The sequence below is a fragment of the Albibacterium bauzanense genome (assembly GCF_004339765.1).
In the GTDB taxonomy this organism is placed as follows: domain Bacteria; phylum Bacteroidota; class Bacteroidia; order Sphingobacteriales; family Sphingobacteriaceae; genus Albibacterium; species Albibacterium bauzanense.
Genome location: NZ_SMGO01000002.1, coordinates 792,984 through 809,422, shown reverse-complemented (window position 1 = coordinate 809,422; position 16,439 = coordinate 792,984). Strand labels below are relative to the sequence as shown.

Sequence of the window (16,439 nt, the reverse complement as noted above, 5' to 3'; positions counted from 1 at the left end):
TAAATCCTAATTTCTACGTATCCTAATTTTTCACGGATATTTTGAATAATGCGTTATACCTGGCTTACGCGACCTTTAGACTTTATTCTATTTAGCAATTTATTTATTGCCTGTTGCGCTATGGCACAAGGAGCACTTACTTACATGCTCCTTAAAACACCCCTAAACTTTGTTGTAATTGCTATACTTGGGTGTGCTACTATGTTCTTGTATAACTTTAGCATGATACTGGCACGTCCTAAAGATCCTTCAAATTCGCCGCATCGCCGCGTACATTGGATTTATTCGCATTACAACCTGGTAGTAAGTTTGACTGTACTATCAGCCATTGCTTTAATTCCTTTGACCTTGCAATTGAGCATTGGCACCATTACCCTCTTATTTTTTATTGGGCTGTTGGCGCTTTCTTATAGCTTCCCTTTATTTAAGGATAAATCAAAACGCGTAGGATTAAGGAATCTGCCGGGAGCTAAATTGTTTATTATTTCAATGGTATGGGCATTAAGCTGTGTTTGTGTTCCTATTATCGAGTTAAAAAGCTCAGGGATATCGGTATCCTTGATTGCTCTTTTATTATTGACAGCCAAACGATTCCTGTTTATTACAGCCATAACAATCCCTTTTGATATCCGTGATTTATTTCAGGATAAACAATATAATTTAAAGACATTGCCGGTAATTTTAGGAGAAAGGAAGTCGACTTTATTTTGTCAAGCCCTATTAATATTATACATTATCCTCTTGCTTATTTTTGTACCCAAGCTTACGCTTGCTATAGCCGGATTAATAGCAGTGACCCTGTTAACAGGCTGGTTAATTTTTAAATCAAGATGGAAAAAAGATGAATATTATTATTTCTTCTACCTGGACGGAACACTCATACTCCAGTTTTTAAGCGTTTTTATCTTACAGTATTTCTCGGTTAGCTTCTAAAGCAACTTCAATACTTTCTCTGCAAGCACCTTGGAAAGCTTATAATAAGATTCTACTGACCAGCCGGCAACATGGGGAGTAAGAATAACATTATCAAATGTTATCAACTTTTTATACCAGCTTGTGTCATAGAGTACCGGAAATTTCTCTTTCGGCAAAACATCAAACGCAGCGGCAACGATCTTATTATTTTCTAATGCTTCTATTACGTCTTCTACATTTGCTACCGGGCCTCTTGATCCGTTCAGAAATAGGATCTGCTTTTTAAAACGCGATAAGAATTCTTTATTGATTAGATTTTTGGTTTCACTCGTTAAAGGCATATGCAGACTTAGTATATCAGCTTTTGAGAATATCTCGTCCATTTGAACCTCCTTAGCATAGGCGTCACTAAAATTCGATCTGTATTTATCGTAGGCAAGTACTTCTACATCGAAGCCAGATAATTTTTTAGCCATTGCCTGACCGTTATGCCCGTATCCAATAAGTCCGACTGTTTTACCACCCAACTCATTTCCTCTATTCTTTTCACGCTGCCATAAACCGTTTCGAACCTCTTCATTTCCAACAGTGATTTTATTTAATAGTGCCAAAAGGAGACCCATCATATGTTCAGCCATTGCATCACAATTCCCTTCTGCAGCTGACAATAAATGGATGGATCTTTTTTCAGCATAAGCCTGATCAATATTATCAATTCCAGAACCTGACCTGCCAATAACTTCTAAATTAGGAGCCGCATCGATCATTTCCTCATCTACCTGAAATTTTGAACGGATAATAAGTCCGTTATAATCTTTGATAATAGGAAGCGTTTCTGCCCTTGAAATAGCGGGCCTATAATCACATTCTACGCCGGCAGCTTCAACCATTTCCATAAAAATAGGATGTAGATCGTCTACTATCAATAGACGAAGAGGGGTTTTGATTAAGGAATTCATCGTGTTTCTGATATTGAATTAGTAAGGGTAACAAAATCTTGAACGGACAATCGTTCGGCTCGCAACTCCAGAAAGGGATTTTCTTTCATTGCCTCTTTATTAATTAAGGAAGAGAGTGCATTGCGCAATGTTTTACGACGTTGGTTAAATCCGGCTTTTACAACCTGCCAGAACAGCTTTTCATCGCAATCTAATTTCTCAACCTGGTTTCTTTCTAAACGAATAACACCCGACAAAACTTTGGGTGGCGGATTGAACGCACCGGCTTTTATAGTAAACAAGTATTCCAGTTTGAAATAAGCTTGCAAGAAAACGCTTAATATTCCATACTCTTTGGTACCCGGGCTTGCTACACAACGCTGGGCAACTTCTTTCTGAAACATGCCCACAACTTCAACTACCTGGTTGCGCTCTTCTAGTACTTTAAATAAAATTTGAGAAGAGATATTATAAGGGAAATTGCCAATAATGGCAATCTTCTCGTCGAAGAGCTTTTTGAAATCCAGGTTTAAGAAATCGCCTAAGATTAATCGGTCTCCTAATTCCGGATATTTTTCTTTTAAGTACTGGACTGATTCTGCATCGATATCAATCAGCCAGGTTGTATACTCTTTTTTCGCCAGTAAAAGATCAGATAGAATTCCCATACCGGGACCAACCTCCAGAACTTTATTAAATCGACCTTCATTTTGCAATGCATTAACAATTCTATTTGCAGCATTTTTATCTGTTAAAAAATGTTGCCCTAGATGTTTCTTTGCGCGAACCGTCATTCAGTAAGTGTTAAATTTCATCAAAGGTAATTGAAATTTACAAATCAATAAGATGATTAGCTCGTGTAATATTGAATTAATCTATCCTTTTTCATACTTTTGGCATTCCTATGCAAAAGATTATGAGCGATAAAAAGATAAAAGTTGGTATTTCTATTGGTGATGTAAATGGCATCGGCATGGAAATCATTATTAAAACATTCGCTGATAATCGCATGCTTGATTTTTGTACACCCATTGTTTATGGGAACACGAAAGTAGCTTCCTATTTCCGCAAAAACGTTGGTTTATCTGATTTCAGCTTTAATGTGATCGCTTCTGCCGATCAGGCCAATGAAAAGAGAGCAAACATTATTAATTGCTGGGAAGAGGATGTAAAAATTACACCGGGCGAAGCAAATGAAACCGGTGGAAAATATGCTTTTATTTCTTTAGAGAATGCTGTCAATGATCTTCTGGCAGAAAAGATTGATGCATTGGTAACAGCACCTATTAATAAAAAATCAATCCAAAGCGAATCTTTTAACTTCCCGGGACATACTGAATATCTTCAATCAAAGGCCTTGACAGAAGAATCTCTTATGTTTATGATCGGTGATGATTTGCGTATTGGAGTAGTAACAGGCCATGTTCCTGTAAAGGATATCGCTCAGAACATTAAACTGGAAACCATCGTTTCTAAGTTAGTTCTAATGAATCAGAGCTTAAAAAACGATTTTTGGATCGAGAAACCTAAAATTGCTGTATTGGCATTAAATCCGCATGCCGGAGATGACGGTTTAATTGGCATGGAGGAAAAGGAAATCATTGAACCTGCAATAGAAAAGGCTCATGAAGAAGGCGTGTTTGCATTTGGCCCTTATCCGGCCGATGGTTTCTTTGCGGGCGATGCCTATAAGAAATTTGATGCTGTGTTAGCTATGTATCATGACCAGGGTTTAATCCCTTTCAAACATATTGCATTTCATAATGGCATTAATTATACAGCAGGCCTGCCTTTTGTGCGCACCTCACCTGACCATGGAACAGCATTCGACATTGCAGGTAAGAATCTGGCGTCTCCCGAGTCTTTTCGTGAAGCTGTATTTGCTGCTATCACGATTGTGAAACAACGAAGAGAGCAATTGGAGCTTCTATCAAATCCTTTAAAAGTCAGAAGGTTGTCGCGAGATCGGGATTAAGGCCCAATTTGATTGATTTCGCCTTCTATAAAATTTCAAAAAAAGGTATTACGTAAAATACTTTCACAAGTTATAAATATTCCATAAATTTGCAGGCTCAAATATCGTGCTTTGAACTATTTACAATACTATCATATTCCATATACCGGTCTGAAGTTAGGTCAGCATATTTTCGAGTATGAGATAGATAAGCGTTTTTTTGATGAGTTTGAATACTCTATAGTTAAAGATGGCAAATTAAAATTGTCGGTAACTCTTGATAAACAGGAGACCTTAATGATTGCAAACTTTGACATTAAGGGATTTATTCACCTGGATTGTGATCTATGTTTAAGCAGATTTCCTGCAGAAACAGCAATTAACGAGCGGGTTATTATCAAGTTTTCTGAGCATGAAGATATAAGTGAAGACACGGAAGAGATACTGATCTTATCAAAGAAGGATCATGAATTAGATATATCGCCTTTAATATATGAGTATATTAATCTGGCAGCTCCTTTTAACAGTCGCTGCGATGATCCGGGCAATAAATCAACGTGTGATAAAGAAATGATTGACAAAATCAATTCTTTATCAATTCATAATAAAGAGAGTGAACAAAAAAGTATTGACCCACGATGGGACGTACTAAATAAGATTAAGAAATAATAATTAATAATTTAAACTGAGATGGCACATCCAAAACGCAAGACCTCTAAGTCAAGAAGAGATAAAAGAAGGACACATTACAAAGCTGTAGCACCTAGCCTTACAACCTGTCAAACAACAGGTGCTGTACATTTGCCACACCGCGCTTATGATGTAGACGGTGTTTTATACTATAATGGCAAGGTACTTATTGAGAATACTGCACTTGCATAAATTTATTTTTTCTAACGTAAAGCATCCTCAGGTTCACTAAAAAAGTGTTACCTTGGGGATGTTTTTTACTATTTTTAAAAAAATAAATAAAATAGAATGAAGATTGGCTTAGACATTATGGGGGGTGATTTCGCCCCAAAAGCAATTGTTTTAGGAGCCATAGAAGCTCAAAAAGAATTATCGTCAGATCAAAACCTCGTTCTCATCGGTGATAAAGACCAGGCGCATTCAATTATTAAACAGGCAGGTGCAAATCCAGACCTATTTGAATATGTTCATACAACCGAAACGATCGGAATGAATGAACACCCTACCAAAGCTATTACACACAAGCCAAACGCCAGTATCAGTTTAGGGTTTCAATTACTTAAAGAAGGAAAGTTAGATTCTTTTGCTTCTGCAGGTAATACAGGAGCTATGTTGGTTGGAGCTATGTTTAGTGTTAAAAGTATTCCAAACCTAAACCGCCCTGCTATTGCATCTAATATTCCAAAAGAAAAGAGTGGTTATGGCATTCTACTTGATGTGGGAGCAAATGCAGATTGCAAAGCTGAAACGTTAGTGCAGTTTGCCGTTTTAGGCAGTTTGTTTGCAGAACATATTTATAATATTCCTAATCCGAAAGTTGGCTTGATTAACTTAGGAGAGGAAGAAGAGAAAGGTAACAACCTAACACATGCTGCTTATCCTTTATTCAAAGAGAAAAAAGGCATTAATTTCATAGGCAACATTGAAGGCCGGGATTTATTTAACGATAAAGCCGATGTAATGGTATGCGATGGTTTTGTAGGCAATATTATGTTAAAACTTGCCGAATCTTTTCATAATTTGGTGGAGGAAAGGAACTTCAAAGATGACTTCTTTGATCGCTTTAATTATGAGCAATATGGGGGAAGCCCTATTTTGGGAGTTAACGCTCCTGTTATCATTGGTCACGGCATATCTAGTCCTGAAGCCATAAAAAACATGATTTTACTATCGCGGCTAATGATTGAATCAAAAATAACCGATAAAATAAGGGCTGCCTTTAATTAAATTTATAAAATAGAAATGTCTAAAATTCGCGCTGCAATAACAGCTGTAAATGGCTATGTTCCTCCTTATGTCCTCACCAACCAGGAGTTGGAGACGCTTGTTGATACCAACGATGAATGGATCGTTTCAAGAACAGGAATTAAAGAACGTCGGATTCTAAAAGATGCTGATAAAGCAACCTCTGATTTAGCTGTGCCAGCCGTAATGGGCTTGCTTGAGAAACGGGGTATTTCAGCTGAAGAGATTGACTTAATAATTTTCGCGACGGCAACGCCTGATATGGTATTTCCAGCTACAGCAAATATTCTGGCCGATAAAATTGGTGCTTCGAATGCTTGGGGCTATGACTTACAGGCAGCATGTTCAGGATTTTTATATGCCTTAACTACTGGTGCTCAGTTTATTGAAACAGGTCATCATAAAAAAGTATTAGTGGTTGGTGGTGATAAAATGTCATCCATCGTGGATTATACAGATCGGTCGACATGCATCCTTTTCGGTGATGGCTGTGGAGCTGTTTTACTAGAGCCGGATACAGAAGGAAATGGTGTTATGGACTCGGTATTAAAAAGTGACGGAGCAGGCAGACATTATTTATATCAAAAAGCCGGAGGTTCTTTGAACCCGGCTAGCCATGAGACTGTTGATGCCAGAGAGCATTTTATTCATCAGGAAGGCCAGCAGGTCTTCAAATTTGCTGTTACCAATATGGCAGATGCAGCTGGTGAAATTATGGAGAGGAATAATCTTAAAGGAGATGACGTTACCTGGTTGGTACCTCATCAAGCAAATAAGAGAATTATTGACGCCACAGCTAATCGGATGGGTATTGGCTCTGAGAAAATCATGATCAACATCCAAAAATACGGTAATACAACCAATGGAACGATTCCTTTATGTTTATGGAATTGGGAAAACCAACTTAAAAAGGGCGATGTTTTAGTATTGGCAGCTTTTGGTGGTGGATTTACATGGGGATCTGTTTACTTAAAATGGGCTTATTAAGAAGCGATTTACTATATTTAAATATAACATTGTTAAACGATTATAATTAATACATCAATGGATATTAAACAAATTCAAGATCTAATTAAGTTTGTTGCCAAATCAGGCGTGAACGAAGTATCTATAGAAGAGCAGGATTTTAAAATTACTATTAAGACAAATAAGGAACCAACGTATGTAAATGCGACCTTACCTGCAGCAGTGCAGGCTATACCGGCACCTGTAGCTGCGCCAGTTGCAGCAGTAGAGGTAGCACCGGCTGCTCCGGCAACAGATGACACATCTAAATTGATTACAATCAAATCTCCGATGATTGGTACTTTCTACCGTTCTTCAAGCCCTGACAAACCATTGTTTGTAAATGTTGGTGATTCGATCTCTGCTGGTGATGTAATCTGTATTATTGAAGCAATGAAGCTTTTTAACGAAATAGAATCAGAGGTATCTGGTAAAATAGTGAAAGTTCTGGTTGAGAACGCTCAACCTGTTGAATATGATCAACCCTTATTCCTGGTAGATCCTAGCTAACAACATTTGATGACTTACTGCTATTAAAAAAGCAAAATAAAATTTATTATGTTTAAAAAGATACTTATTGCTAATCGTGGTGAAATTGCACTGCGCATTATTCGTACCTGTAGAGAAATGGGCATAAAAAGTGTAGCGGTGTATTCTACTGCTGACCGCGATAGCTTACATGTTCGTTTTGCAGATGAAGCCGTATGTATTGGCCCACCGGCAAGCAAAGATTCCTATTTAAATATCCCTAATATATTATCGGCTGCAGAATTAACAAATGCTGATGCCATTCATCCCGGATACGGTTTTTTATCCGAAAATGCCAAATTCTCTGCGACATGTGAAGATTATGGTATTAAGTTTATTGGAGCAACTGCGGCTCAGATCAATGCCATGGGTGATAAAGCTTCGGCAAAAGAAACCATGCAAAAGGCAGGTGTTCCTACCATTCCTGGTTCTAAGGGATTAATTAAAGATATAAAAGAAGGCGTAAAGATTGCAAATGAGATTGGTTATCCGGTTATTCTAAAAGCTACTGCAGGTGGTGGAGGAAAAGGGATGCGGATTGTTTGGAAAGACAGTGAATTTGAAGGTGCATGGGATTCTGCCCGACAAGAAGCTGGAGCATCGTTTGGTAACGATGGTCTTTACCTTGAAAAATACATTGAAGATCCACGTCATATTGAGATCCAGATTGTTGGTGATCAATTTGGCACAGTTTGTCATTTATCTGAACGGGATTGCTCGATACAAAGAAGACACCAGAAATTGGTTGAAGAGGCCCCCTCTCCTTTCATTACAACTGAATTGAGAAGACAGATGGGTGAAGCTGCTATCTTAGGAGCAAAAGCAGTGAATTATGAAGGTGCCGGAACGATTGAGTTTTTGGTCGACAAGCATAGAAACTTCTACTTTATGGAGATGAATACACGGATTCAAGTGGAGCATCCTGTAACAGAAGAGATCATAAACTTTGACTTAATAAAAGAACAAATTAAGGTTGCTAGCGGAGTTCCTATTTCAGGAAATAACTATGAGCCTACAATGCATGCTATTGAATGCAGGATTAATGCAGAAGATCCGTTTAACAATTTCAGACCTTCTCCTGGAACAATCACTAACTTCCATTCACCCGGAGGTCATGGTGTACGTGTAGATACGCATGTTTATGCCGGCTATACCATTCCTCCATATTATGATTCAATGATTGCCAAACTAATCTGTACAGCACAAACCAGAGAAGAGGCTATTTCTACTATGGAAAGAGCATTGAGTGAATTTGTGATTGAGGGGATCAAAACTACTATTCCACTGCATTTACGTTTAATGGCAGATCCTAATTTTAGGGCCGGCAATTTTACGACTAAATTTATGGAGACTTTTGATCTATCCGAATAGCTTTTTTGACAGATGATAAATATTTTTAAAATACCATTCTTTATTTTTAGAATGGTATTTTAGCTTTTTAACAATTATGAGCGATACAAATAGTAAAAAATTACTCGATGCTATAAAGCAGAAAGGCAAGAATCTGGAAGCCGAAATGTCCTTTTTTGAACATTTAGAGGTTTTAAGGTGGCATTTGATCCGTGTGGCGATTGCCGTTTTTCTTTTTATGGTTCTCGCTTTCGTCTTTTATGATTTCATCTTTGATGATCTTATTATGGGACCATTGAGAACTGATTTCTGGACTTATAGAATGATGTGCCTGTTAGCAGATAAATTCAGTTTGGGTGCTGATTTTTGTGTAACCGAAATTCCTATTAATCTTATTAATACGGAGCTTGCCGGACAATTTACTTTGCAGATAAACTCATCACTACTTATTGGTGTAATGGTTGGTTTTCCTTATATGTTATATGAGATCTGGCGCTTTGTGAAACCTGCTTTATCAGATATAGAACGCAAATCTGCGCGCGGATTTGTATTTTTTGCCAGCTTTCTTTTTGCTACTGGAGTATTGTTCGGATATTATATAATTTCGGCATTATCAGTAAACTTCTTAGGAAACTTTCAAGTAAGTAATGAGGTTACGAACCAGATAACCATTACCTCTTACTTATCATCTATTGCCACAATTTCATTGGGATCAGGTATCGTTTTTGAGCTACCAATCATTATCTTTATATTATCTAAAATTGGAGTTATGACTCCTCAGTTTATGCGTTCTACAAGACGATATGCATTTATTCTTATCTTAGTAATTGCAGCAATTGTAACACCTACACCAGACGTAATTACGATGCTAGCTGTTACATTCCCATTATTACTATTGTATGAGATCAGCATTATTGTTTCAGAGAACGTACAAAAACGTAAATTAAAAAAAGAAAAAGAATTCTTTAATTCATAAAATATGGAAACCTTAAAAAATATTGCTTTAGGTGCAGATCATGCAGGGTATGAATATAAAGAGGCTCTAAAAAACTATATTCACGAACTAGGATATACATCAAAAGACTTTGGTACTCATAGTAATGAATCTGTAGATTATCCAGACTTTGCACATCCTTTAGCAGAAGCTGTAGAAAGCAAAGCTCAAGGATTTGGGATTTTAATCTGTGGAAGTGCTAATGGTGTAGCAATAACTGCTAATAAACATCAAGGTATACGAGCTGCAATCTGCTGGAATAAAGAAGTTGCAGCTCTGGCCCGGCAACATAATAATGCAAATGTTGTGTGTGTGCCTGCAAGGTTTGTGACGATTGAAGAAGCGAAAGAGATTGTTAAAACTTTTCTTGCAACTGCTTACGAAGGTGGACGTCATGACAACCGGGTAAATAAAATATCTGCTTGTTAAGAGGTCTCGCTTTCTATAAATAATTCTGCTATGTATTTAAAAAATCTGATGCTTTTATTCATTGGACTTGGCATGCTTTCCAATGCGTGTGCACAGGACAATTCTCAAAAGTATGCGAACGAAATTAATGAAAACTCTGCAAGAGAACATTTAACGATATTAGCATCAGACGATTTTGAAGGCCGTGATACCGGAAAACCAGGCGGTCAGAAAGCAGCAAATTATATCGCGAATGAATTTAAGAAACTCAATTTGACAGCTCCTGTAAATAACAGCTATTTTCAACCCATTGAGTTAATAGAAACACAGTTTAAAGTTCAGAGCTTTACTGTTAATAATGAAAGTTATAAGGCTGGTCAGGATTTCTATATGATCGGTTCTGGCAAGGAATCTACCGTAACTACAAGTGATATACTTTTTATTGGCTATGGCATCAGTAGTAATCAATATGACGATTTAAAGAATATTGATATAACAAACAAGGTTGTTTTGTTGATAAACGAAGGTGAGCCTGTAAATGAAAATGGAATATCGTATATTACAGGTACCAAACAACTTTCAGATTGGTCAACACAACCGAACAAAAGGCTTCAAACTATTTTAGCTAAGAACCCCAAACTCGTTTTGGCGATCTCCCCTAATGCTTTCAACTCATTGCAAAGCATGGGCGAAAGTATTAACAGGTCGAGACTTGTTCTGAAGGAAGATTTTAAAGAGCCTGAAAATACTACTCCGGTGGCTTACATTGCATCTGATATAGCCGATCAACTATTAAAACAATCGGGCACATCTTTAGCAGACTTAAAGAATAATATCAATAAAGCAGGAATACCTTTTACAAAGACTTTACCTGCCAATCTATCTACCAGCTTTGGAACTCTTGTCAAAAACGTACAATCGCAAAACGTTTTAGGCTATCTGGAAGGAACTGACTTAAAAGATGAACTAATTGTAATTTCAGCACATTATGATCATGTTGGCGTTACAAATGGAGAAATATATAATGGTGCAGATGACGATGGCTCTGGAACTACTGGTGTATTAGAAATGGCCAGAGCTTTTTCGAAGAGTAAGAAAGAAGGTAATGGGCCGAGACGAAGTATACTTTTTTTGACCGTAACAGGAGAAGAGAAAGGTTTACTGGGATCTGATTATTATACACGTCATCCTGTTTATCCATTGGAAAACACAGTAACCGACTTAAATATAGATATGATTGGCAGGATAGATCCATCACATCAGTCGCAACCAAACTACATTTACCTGATAGGTTCTGATAAGCTAAGTTCTGAATTACATAAAATTAGTGAGGAAGCAAATGCTGAACATACACAGCTGAATCTAGATTATAAATATAATGACCCGGATGATCCGGAAAGAATATACTATCGTTCTGACCATTATAACTTTGCTAAAAATGGTATTCCTGTAATCTTCTATTTCAATGGTGTTCATGAAGATTATCATCAACCTACAGATACTGTTGACAAAATAAATTTTGATTTGTTAATTAAACGCGCCAAATTAGTGTTTTACACCGCTTGGGAAATAGCCAATCGTGATAAAAGATTGGTAATAGATTCCAATAAAAGATAAGACCATGGCTTCCAATCCAGCTAGTATTTTTCAAACTGAAAGTGAATCAAAAGCATTCGATTTAGATCACAGAAAGATTATTAATTATAATATTAATAAATACGATTCGGCTGTTAAAGTTGGTACTGCACGTTTTAATAATCTTGAAAACTCCAAAAGAAAAGGTTATAGCTTAAAATGGAAGGTAATGGAGAACCTGGATAAGTACTTACCTGAGTTTGAAGCAAATTTTCAACGAAAGGGAGGAAAGGTTATCTGGGCGAATAATGAGGAAGAGGCTCAACAAGAAATCTGGAAGATACTCAGTGAAGTAAATGCCAAAAAGGTGATCAAGTCGAAATCAATGACCACAGAAGAAGTTGATTTAAATGAATTTCTTGAAAAACATGGCGTTGAATCTATTGAAAGTGATCTTGGGGAATATATAGTTCAACTCTTAGGGCAAAAGCCTTATCATATTGTGACTCCGGCAATGCACCTGAACCTGGCAAGCATTTCTAAATTATTCAACGAAAAGTTTAATACTCCAATTGATGCTACTCCTGAACAGTTAACTTTAAAAGCAAGAGAACTTTTACGGGATAAGTATTTACAGGCGGATGTAGGCATTACAGGTGCAAATTTTCTTATTGCCGACACAGGTAGTATTGCTTTAACAGAAAACGAGGGCAATATCAGACTAAGTACAACTTTTCCTAAAATACATATTGCCATTGTAGGGATCGAAAAGATAATTCCATCTCTGTCGGATTTAGATCTTTATTGGCCTTTGCTATCAAGCCATGGTACTGGTCAGAACTTAACAGTTTATAATAGTATCATTGGTGGCCCAAGACAGGCTGGAGAAACTGATGGTCCGGAGAGAATGTATGTTATCCTTTTAGATAATGGAAGAACCAATGTTTTAGCACAAAAAGATCAGCGACAAGCTTTATATTGCATACGTTGCGGAGCTTGTTTGAATGCATGTCCTATTTACAAAAATATAGGAGGACATACGTATAATACGACTTACAGCGGACCAATAGGATCAATGATTACGCCCCATATGAAGGGTATGGAAGCTTTCAAACATCTAAGCTATGCATCTAGCCTATGCGGAAAATGCACTGAGGTGTGCCCTGTTAAAATCGATATTCACAATATGCTTTTGGCGAATCGGCGCGATGCGGTAAAAGCAGGCTTAACTCCTACAATGGAACGCATTGGCTGGAAGGTTTTCTCGAAGACGATAACCCGCAGAAGTTTGCTTGATAAATTTGGAGGGAAGACTAAGAACTGGTTTCTAAGGAACTTCTTTCGAAAGAGTTGGGGGAAACACAGAGATCTTCCTGTTGTTGCTGAGAAATCGTTTAGCAAACAATGGAAAGAAAAAAATCAGGAAACTCCAACCTAAGACAGCATTTTAACTTCAGCCAAGGGATTAAATAAATAAACCTTACCGCTGGGTTTTTCAACACAACGGTATCTTTTTCTCAGCTTAGGCCCTTTTTCGAAAACTCTACCAGATGATAATGCAAATAAGCGATCTTGTGGAAGATGCTCTAATACAATATGCCCATCTTTAACCGTATCATATCTCTGAAGAGCACGATAGAGGTTAAGATCAGTACAGCTTGATGCACTTGGATTTGACAAATAAGCGGAAACGGCTTCCTTGATATCTGTCGGGAAGATCTCTAATGCAAAGAAGGGCTGCATCAATTCCTTGAAATTATTCTTCCAAACCAAGCTATGTGGCTTAAATTTATTCTTATGCTCCTTCCAGGTCTTTAAATGAGCGAATTCATGTACGCTTGTAATGAGGAAAGCATACTGATTAAGATTATTGTTAATTGATATTCGATGACCTTTGCCACCATATGGAGGACGATAATCACCGAATTTACTTTTTCGGCTGCGCGAAATCGTAAATTGACAAGGACTATCTACGATCCATTGTGCAATTATTTGAGCGGCTTCTAAGGGTATGTATTTTGCAAGGACTGAAACGCGTTCCATTTACCTCAATAGCTGATATACAATTAAACTGGCAAGGTAAGCCATCACGGTCATATAACCAAACTGTATTGCAGGCCATTTCCAACCATTTGTTTCACGCTTTACCACAGCAATTGTACTTAAGCATTGCATTGCAAATGCATAAAACACCATCAAAGAAAAGGCCGTGGCTGTTGTATAAACCTTTGCTCCGGTTTGAGGGTCTTTAGCTGCAGCCATAATTTCACGAATATTTGCTGTATCATCGTCTGAGCCTTCAACGCTGTATATAGTTGCCATGGTACCTACAAAAACTTCTCTTGCGGCAACAGAGGTAATCAAAGCAATTCCGATTTTCCAATCAAAACCAAGTGGACGAATAACCGGTTCGATTGTCTTTCCAAGAATACCAACGTATGAATTTTCTAATCTTTCTGAAGATTCCATTCGCTCTAATTCAGCTGCTGAATGACTATCAATAAGTTCAGGAGACTCGTATTTCGCTGTTATACTATCCATTCTACTAGGAGGGCCATAACTGGCTGCTACCCATAGTACAATGGAGATTGCTATAATTATTTTACCGACCTCAAAGATAAAAGTCATCACCTTATCAAACATAGTAAGGAAAACATTCTTCCATCGTGGTTTACGGTAAATGGGTAATTCCATAATAAAATATGACGCCTCCTTACCTTTAATGAGGCGCTTCATAATCCAAGCAACAAATACAGCTCCTACTGTACCTAAAATATATAATGCTAATAAAGTTAAGCCTCGCAAATCGAAAAAGCCCCATACCTTATCATCGGGAACAACCAGCGATATTAATAAAATATAAACGGGAAGCCTGGCTGCACAACTTATTAATGGAGTAACCATGATTGTGATTATGCGGTCTTTCCAGTTTTCTATATTCCTGGTTGCCATAATAGAGGGAACAGCACAAGCTAATCCACCGATCATAGGCACCACTGACTTACCACTCAAACCAACTTTACGCATTAATTTATCCATAAGGAATGTAATACGCGCCATATAGCCCGTATCTTCCAAAATAGCTATAAAAGCAAATAGAATGGCAATTTGAGGAACAAAGACGATCACTCCTCCTAAGCCGGCGAGTATTCCATTTAATAATAAGTCAGCAAAAACTCCTGCAGGTAAATATTGATGACCTACTTCATCAATCCATGAAAATAGATTCTCAATCAAGGCCATTGGGTATTCTGCCCATGAAAAAACAGATTGAAAGATCACCAATAAGATCAAAAAGAAGATTGCAAAGCCCCAGAACTTATGGGTTAATACATCATCAATTTTATCTGTCAGACTAGGCTCGATAGGCTTAGGAGCTATCTGAACACATTCTTTTATCAATTTGTCAATATATGTATATCGCCATATGGTTTCTTCTACCTGTTGATCTGCTGAATGAAATTGTTGTTCTTCAATAAAGCTGTCTAATTTATCAGTTTCATTTTTAGAAAGATGTTTGGCAGCCGAATACTGATGGGCTAATAAAAGGCTTGCATATTCATTATCATAATCAAACTCATGAGATATTTTATCAACTAAATTCTGAGATGATTGAGGTATGGAATAAGCAGAAGAATGAATAGCAAAACTTGGAGCATTAGAAATCGCCTTTTTCAGATCTTCTATATGTTCATTATTACGAGCACTGATCTTAATAACTTGAACACCTAGCAGCTCTGATAACTTATCAGCATCTACAGCTATCTGTTCCTTTTCTGCTAAATCATTCATATTCAGCGCCAAGATCAGTGGGATTCCAAGATCGGCAACCTGGCTGTAAAGTAAAAGATTACGCTTTAGATTAGTAACATCAACTACGACAATCACTAAATCAGGGTGGAATTCATTTTTCTTATCAGATAAAATATCAGAAACGATTGCTTCATCCTGAGTTTTAGGATATAAACTATAACAACCTGGTAGATCTATAATAGACACAACCTGGTTATCTGCAAGCTTACAAAATCCCGATTTTTTATCTACCGTAACGCCGGGAAAGTTTCCTATTTTCTGATTTAATCCGGTAAGTATATTAAATAATGAAGATTTTCCAGTATTTGGATTCCCTACTAAAGCAACTTTCAAGTCATATAAGTTTTAGATATGCAAAATAACCTTTGAAGCTTCCTCCTTACGTAAGCTCAACTGGTAACCAGAAACTTTAATAGCAATTGGGTCTCCCAATGGAGCTATACGCTCAAGACAAACAGATTCTCCTGGTAAGCAACCCATCTCCATCAATTTAACCGATAATGCTAAATCAGTAAATTCCTTAATTATGCCATGCTGGCCAATTTTCAAATCTGATAGTTTCATAGTTTTTAATTGTTTCCAAAAATACAATTATTTAGACTCATTACAAGTAACAAAAACAATAACTATGTAACAATTATCCTTTAATCTTGCTAATACTAAGCACAAGGACCAAATAAGCGAAATATCCCATAGCAATACCTACATGATCTGCAAAAATATCCCAATATTCAAAACTTCTATAGGTGAAAAAATATTTCTGAATAAGTTCGGTTAGAATAGCAAAAAGGCTCCCGGTTACCAAGATCAAAACACTTGGCCAATGAAACAAGGTATGTTCCTTTGTATTCATAATGGAACCGAAAAACATAAGAATAGTGAAAACGAAAAAGAAACCGGTATGAACCAGCTTATCTATGCCAGGAAAGATATCTGGTGAGTGAGACACATCAGGCATCGGATATGATACTAAAAATAATACAAGAATTGCCCAAACAAGGGCCCAGAGATAATGCTTCATTTT

General features: G+C 37.1%; 18 protein-coding genes. 12 read left to right on the top strand and 6 right to left on the bottom strand.

The window, feature by feature from the left end:
• The first annotated feature begins 48 nt into the window (after positions 1-48).
• Positions 49-933, top strand: a complete 885-nt coding sequence (locus C8N28_RS09475) for a UbiA family prenyltransferase (protein ID WP_132224210.1) — start codon at positions 49-51, stop codon at positions 931-933.
• Here C8N28_RS09475 and C8N28_RS09470 read toward each other — a convergent pair.
• Both C8N28_RS09470 and rsmA read right to left on the bottom strand, forming a co-directional pair.
• On the bottom strand, positions 930-1,874 hold the full coding sequence (locus C8N28_RS09470; RefSeq protein ID WP_132224208.1) for an NAD(P)-dependent oxidoreductase: 945 nt from the start codon (positions 1,872-1,874) through the stop codon (positions 930-932). The genes C8N28_RS09475 and C8N28_RS09470 overlap by 4 nt on opposite strands.
• Entirely contained in the window at positions 1,871-2,647 is a 777-nt protein-coding gene (rsmA, locus tag C8N28_RS09465; protein WP_132224206.1) for a 16S rRNA (adenine(1518)-N(6)/adenine(1519)-N(6))-dimethyltransferase RsmA, read from the bottom strand. Before rsmA ends, C8N28_RS09470 begins: the two co-directional genes overlap by 4 nt.
• 122 nt (positions 2,648-2,769) lie before the next feature.
• Here rsmA and pdxA point away from each other — a divergent pair, with 122 nt between their 5' ends.
• The 11 genes from pdxA (at position 2,770) to C8N28_RS09410 (ending at position 13,040) form a co-directional block, all read left to right on the top strand.
• Entirely contained in the window at positions 2,770-3,828 is a 1,059-nt protein-coding gene (gene pdxA, locus C8N28_RS09460) for a 4-hydroxythreonine-4-phosphate dehydrogenase PdxA (RefSeq protein ID WP_132224204.1), read from the top strand.
• Between the two features lie 111 nt (positions 3,829-3,939).
• Complete coding sequence (locus C8N28_RS09455; protein ID WP_132224202.1) at positions 3,940-4,476, top strand: YceD family protein; 537 nt, start codon at positions 3,940-3,942, stop codon at positions 4,474-4,476.
• Positions 4,477-4,497: 21 nt separating this feature from the next.
• Entirely contained in the window at positions 4,498-4,689 is a 192-nt protein-coding gene (rpmF, locus tag C8N28_RS09450; protein ID WP_132224200.1) for a 50S ribosomal protein L32, read from the top strand.
• Between the two features lie 96 nt (positions 4,690-4,785).
• Positions 4,786-5,724, top strand: a complete 939-nt coding sequence (gene plsX, locus C8N28_RS09445; protein ID WP_132224198.1) for a phosphate acyltransferase PlsX — start codon at positions 4,786-4,788, stop codon at positions 5,722-5,724.
• 15 nt (positions 5,725-5,739) lie between these two features.
• Positions 5,740-6,729, top strand: coding sequence for a beta-ketoacyl-ACP synthase III (locus tag C8N28_RS09440; RefSeq protein WP_132224196.1), 990 nt, complete (start codon positions 5,740-5,742; stop codon positions 6,727-6,729).
• Positions 6,730-6,786: 57 nt separating this feature from the next.
• Entirely contained in the window at positions 6,787-7,257 is a 471-nt protein-coding gene (accB, locus tag C8N28_RS09435; protein ID WP_132224194.1) for an acetyl-CoA carboxylase biotin carboxyl carrier protein, read from the top strand.
• 48 nt (positions 7,258-7,305) lie between these two features.
• The gene (gene accC, locus C8N28_RS09430) at positions 7,306-8,646 is read left to right on the top strand and encodes an acetyl-CoA carboxylase biotin carboxylase subunit (RefSeq protein ID WP_132224192.1); all 1,341 of its coding nucleotides are present in this window, start codon (positions 7,306-7,308) and stop codon (positions 8,644-8,646) included.
• Between the two features lie 76 nt (positions 8,647-8,722).
• Positions 8,723-9,601 carry a twin-arginine translocase subunit TatC gene (gene tatC / locus C8N28_RS09425; RefSeq protein WP_132224190.1) on the top strand — a complete coding sequence of 293 codons (879 nt, stop codon included), beginning with the start codon at positions 8,723-8,725 and terminating at the stop codon, positions 9,599-9,601.
• A gap of 3 nt (positions 9,602-9,604) precedes the next feature.
• Positions 9,605-10,048 carry a ribose 5-phosphate isomerase B gene (rpiB, locus tag C8N28_RS09420; RefSeq protein ID WP_132224188.1) on the top strand — a complete coding sequence of 148 codons (444 nt, stop codon included), beginning with the start codon at positions 9,605-9,607 and terminating at the stop codon, positions 10,046-10,048.
• Between the two features lie 48 nt (positions 10,049-10,096).
• Positions 10,097-11,644, top strand: a complete 1,548-nt coding sequence (locus C8N28_RS09415; RefSeq protein WP_246012786.1) for a M28 family peptidase — start codon at positions 10,097-10,099, stop codon at positions 11,642-11,644.
• Between the two features lie 4 nt (positions 11,645-11,648).
• Positions 11,649-13,040, top strand: a complete 1,392-nt coding sequence (locus C8N28_RS09410) for a LutB/LldF family L-lactate oxidation iron-sulfur protein (RefSeq protein WP_132224184.1) — start codon at positions 11,649-11,651, stop codon at positions 13,038-13,040.
• On the opposite strand, the gene C8N28_RS09405 is transcribed toward C8N28_RS09410, so the two are convergent.
• From C8N28_RS09405 to C8N28_RS09390, 4 genes are all read right to left on the bottom strand, one after another.
• On the bottom strand, positions 13,037-13,645 hold the full coding sequence (locus C8N28_RS09405) for a sprT domain-containing protein (protein WP_132224182.1): 609 nt from the start codon (positions 13,643-13,645) through the stop codon (positions 13,037-13,039). The two genes, C8N28_RS09410 and C8N28_RS09405, sit on opposite strands and share 4 nt — an antisense overlap.
• Positions 13,646-15,748: a ferrous iron transport protein B gene (feoB, locus tag C8N28_RS09400; protein WP_132224180.1), complete on the bottom strand. Its 2,103-nt coding sequence runs from the start codon at positions 15,746-15,748 to the stop codon at positions 13,646-13,648.
• Between the two features lie 12 nt (positions 15,749-15,760).
• Positions 15,761-15,979, bottom strand: coding sequence for a FeoA family protein (locus tag C8N28_RS09395; RefSeq protein WP_132224178.1), 219 nt, complete (start codon positions 15,977-15,979; stop codon positions 15,761-15,763).
• A 73-nt stretch (positions 15,980-16,052) separates the two neighbouring features.
• The gene (locus tag C8N28_RS09390) at positions 16,053-16,436 is read right to left on the bottom strand and encodes a VanZ family protein (RefSeq protein WP_132224176.1); all 384 of its coding nucleotides are present in this window, start codon (positions 16,434-16,436) and stop codon (positions 16,053-16,055) included.
• Positions 16,437-16,439: the final 3 nt, after the last annotated feature.

Bases quoted from the DNA above. Each gene is read 5' to 3' on its own strand.
- C8N28_RS09475 (WP_132224210.1), top strand. From the start codon at position 49: ATGCGTTATACCTGGCTTACGCGACCTTTAGACTTTATTCTATTTAGC.
- C8N28_RS09470 (WP_132224208.1), bottom strand. From the start codon at position 1,874: ATGAATTCCTTAATCAAAACCCCTCTTCGTCTATTGATAGTAGACGAT.
- rsmA (WP_132224206.1), bottom strand. From the start codon at position 2,647: ATGACGGTTCGCGCAAAGAAACATCTAGGGCAACATTTTTTAACAGAT.
- pdxA (WP_132224204.1), top strand. From the start codon at position 2,770: ATGAGCGATAAAAAGATAAAAGTTGGTATTTCTATTGGTGATGTAAAT.
- rpmF (WP_132224200.1), top strand. From the start codon at position 4,498: ATGGCACATCCAAAACGCAAGACCTCTAAGTCAAGAAGAGATAAAAGA.
- plsX (WP_132224198.1), top strand. From the start codon at position 4,786: ATGAAGATTGGCTTAGACATTATGGGGGGTGATTTCGCCCCAAAAGCA.
- C8N28_RS09440 (WP_132224196.1), top strand. From the start codon at position 5,740: ATGTCTAAAATTCGCGCTGCAATAACAGCTGTAAATGGCTATGTTCCT.
- accB (WP_132224194.1), top strand. From the start codon at position 6,787: ATGGATATTAAACAAATTCAAGATCTAATTAAGTTTGTTGCCAAATCA.
- accC (WP_132224192.1), top strand. From the start codon at position 7,306: ATGTTTAAAAAGATACTTATTGCTAATCGTGGTGAAATTGCACTGCGC.
- tatC (WP_132224190.1), top strand. From the start codon at position 8,723: ATGAGCGATACAAATAGTAAAAAATTACTCGATGCTATAAAGCAGAAA.
- rpiB (WP_132224188.1), top strand. From the start codon at position 9,605: ATGGAAACCTTAAAAAATATTGCTTTAGGTGCAGATCATGCAGGGTAT.
- C8N28_RS09415 (WP_246012786.1), top strand. From the start codon at position 10,097: ATGCTTTTATTCATTGGACTTGGCATGCTTTCCAATGCGTGTGCACAG.
- C8N28_RS09410 (WP_132224184.1), top strand. From the start codon at position 11,649: ATGGCTTCCAATCCAGCTAGTATTTTTCAAACTGAAAGTGAATCAAAA.
- C8N28_RS09405 (WP_132224182.1), bottom strand. From the start codon at position 13,645: ATGGAACGCGTTTCAGTCCTTGCAAAATACATACCCTTAGAAGCCGCT.
- C8N28_RS09395 (WP_132224178.1), bottom strand. From the start codon at position 15,979: ATGAAACTATCAGATTTGAAAATTGGCCAGCATGGCATAATTAAGGAA.
- C8N28_RS09390 (WP_132224176.1), bottom strand. From the start codon at position 16,436: ATGAAGCATTATCTCTGGGCCCTTGTTTGGGCAATTCTTGTATTATTT.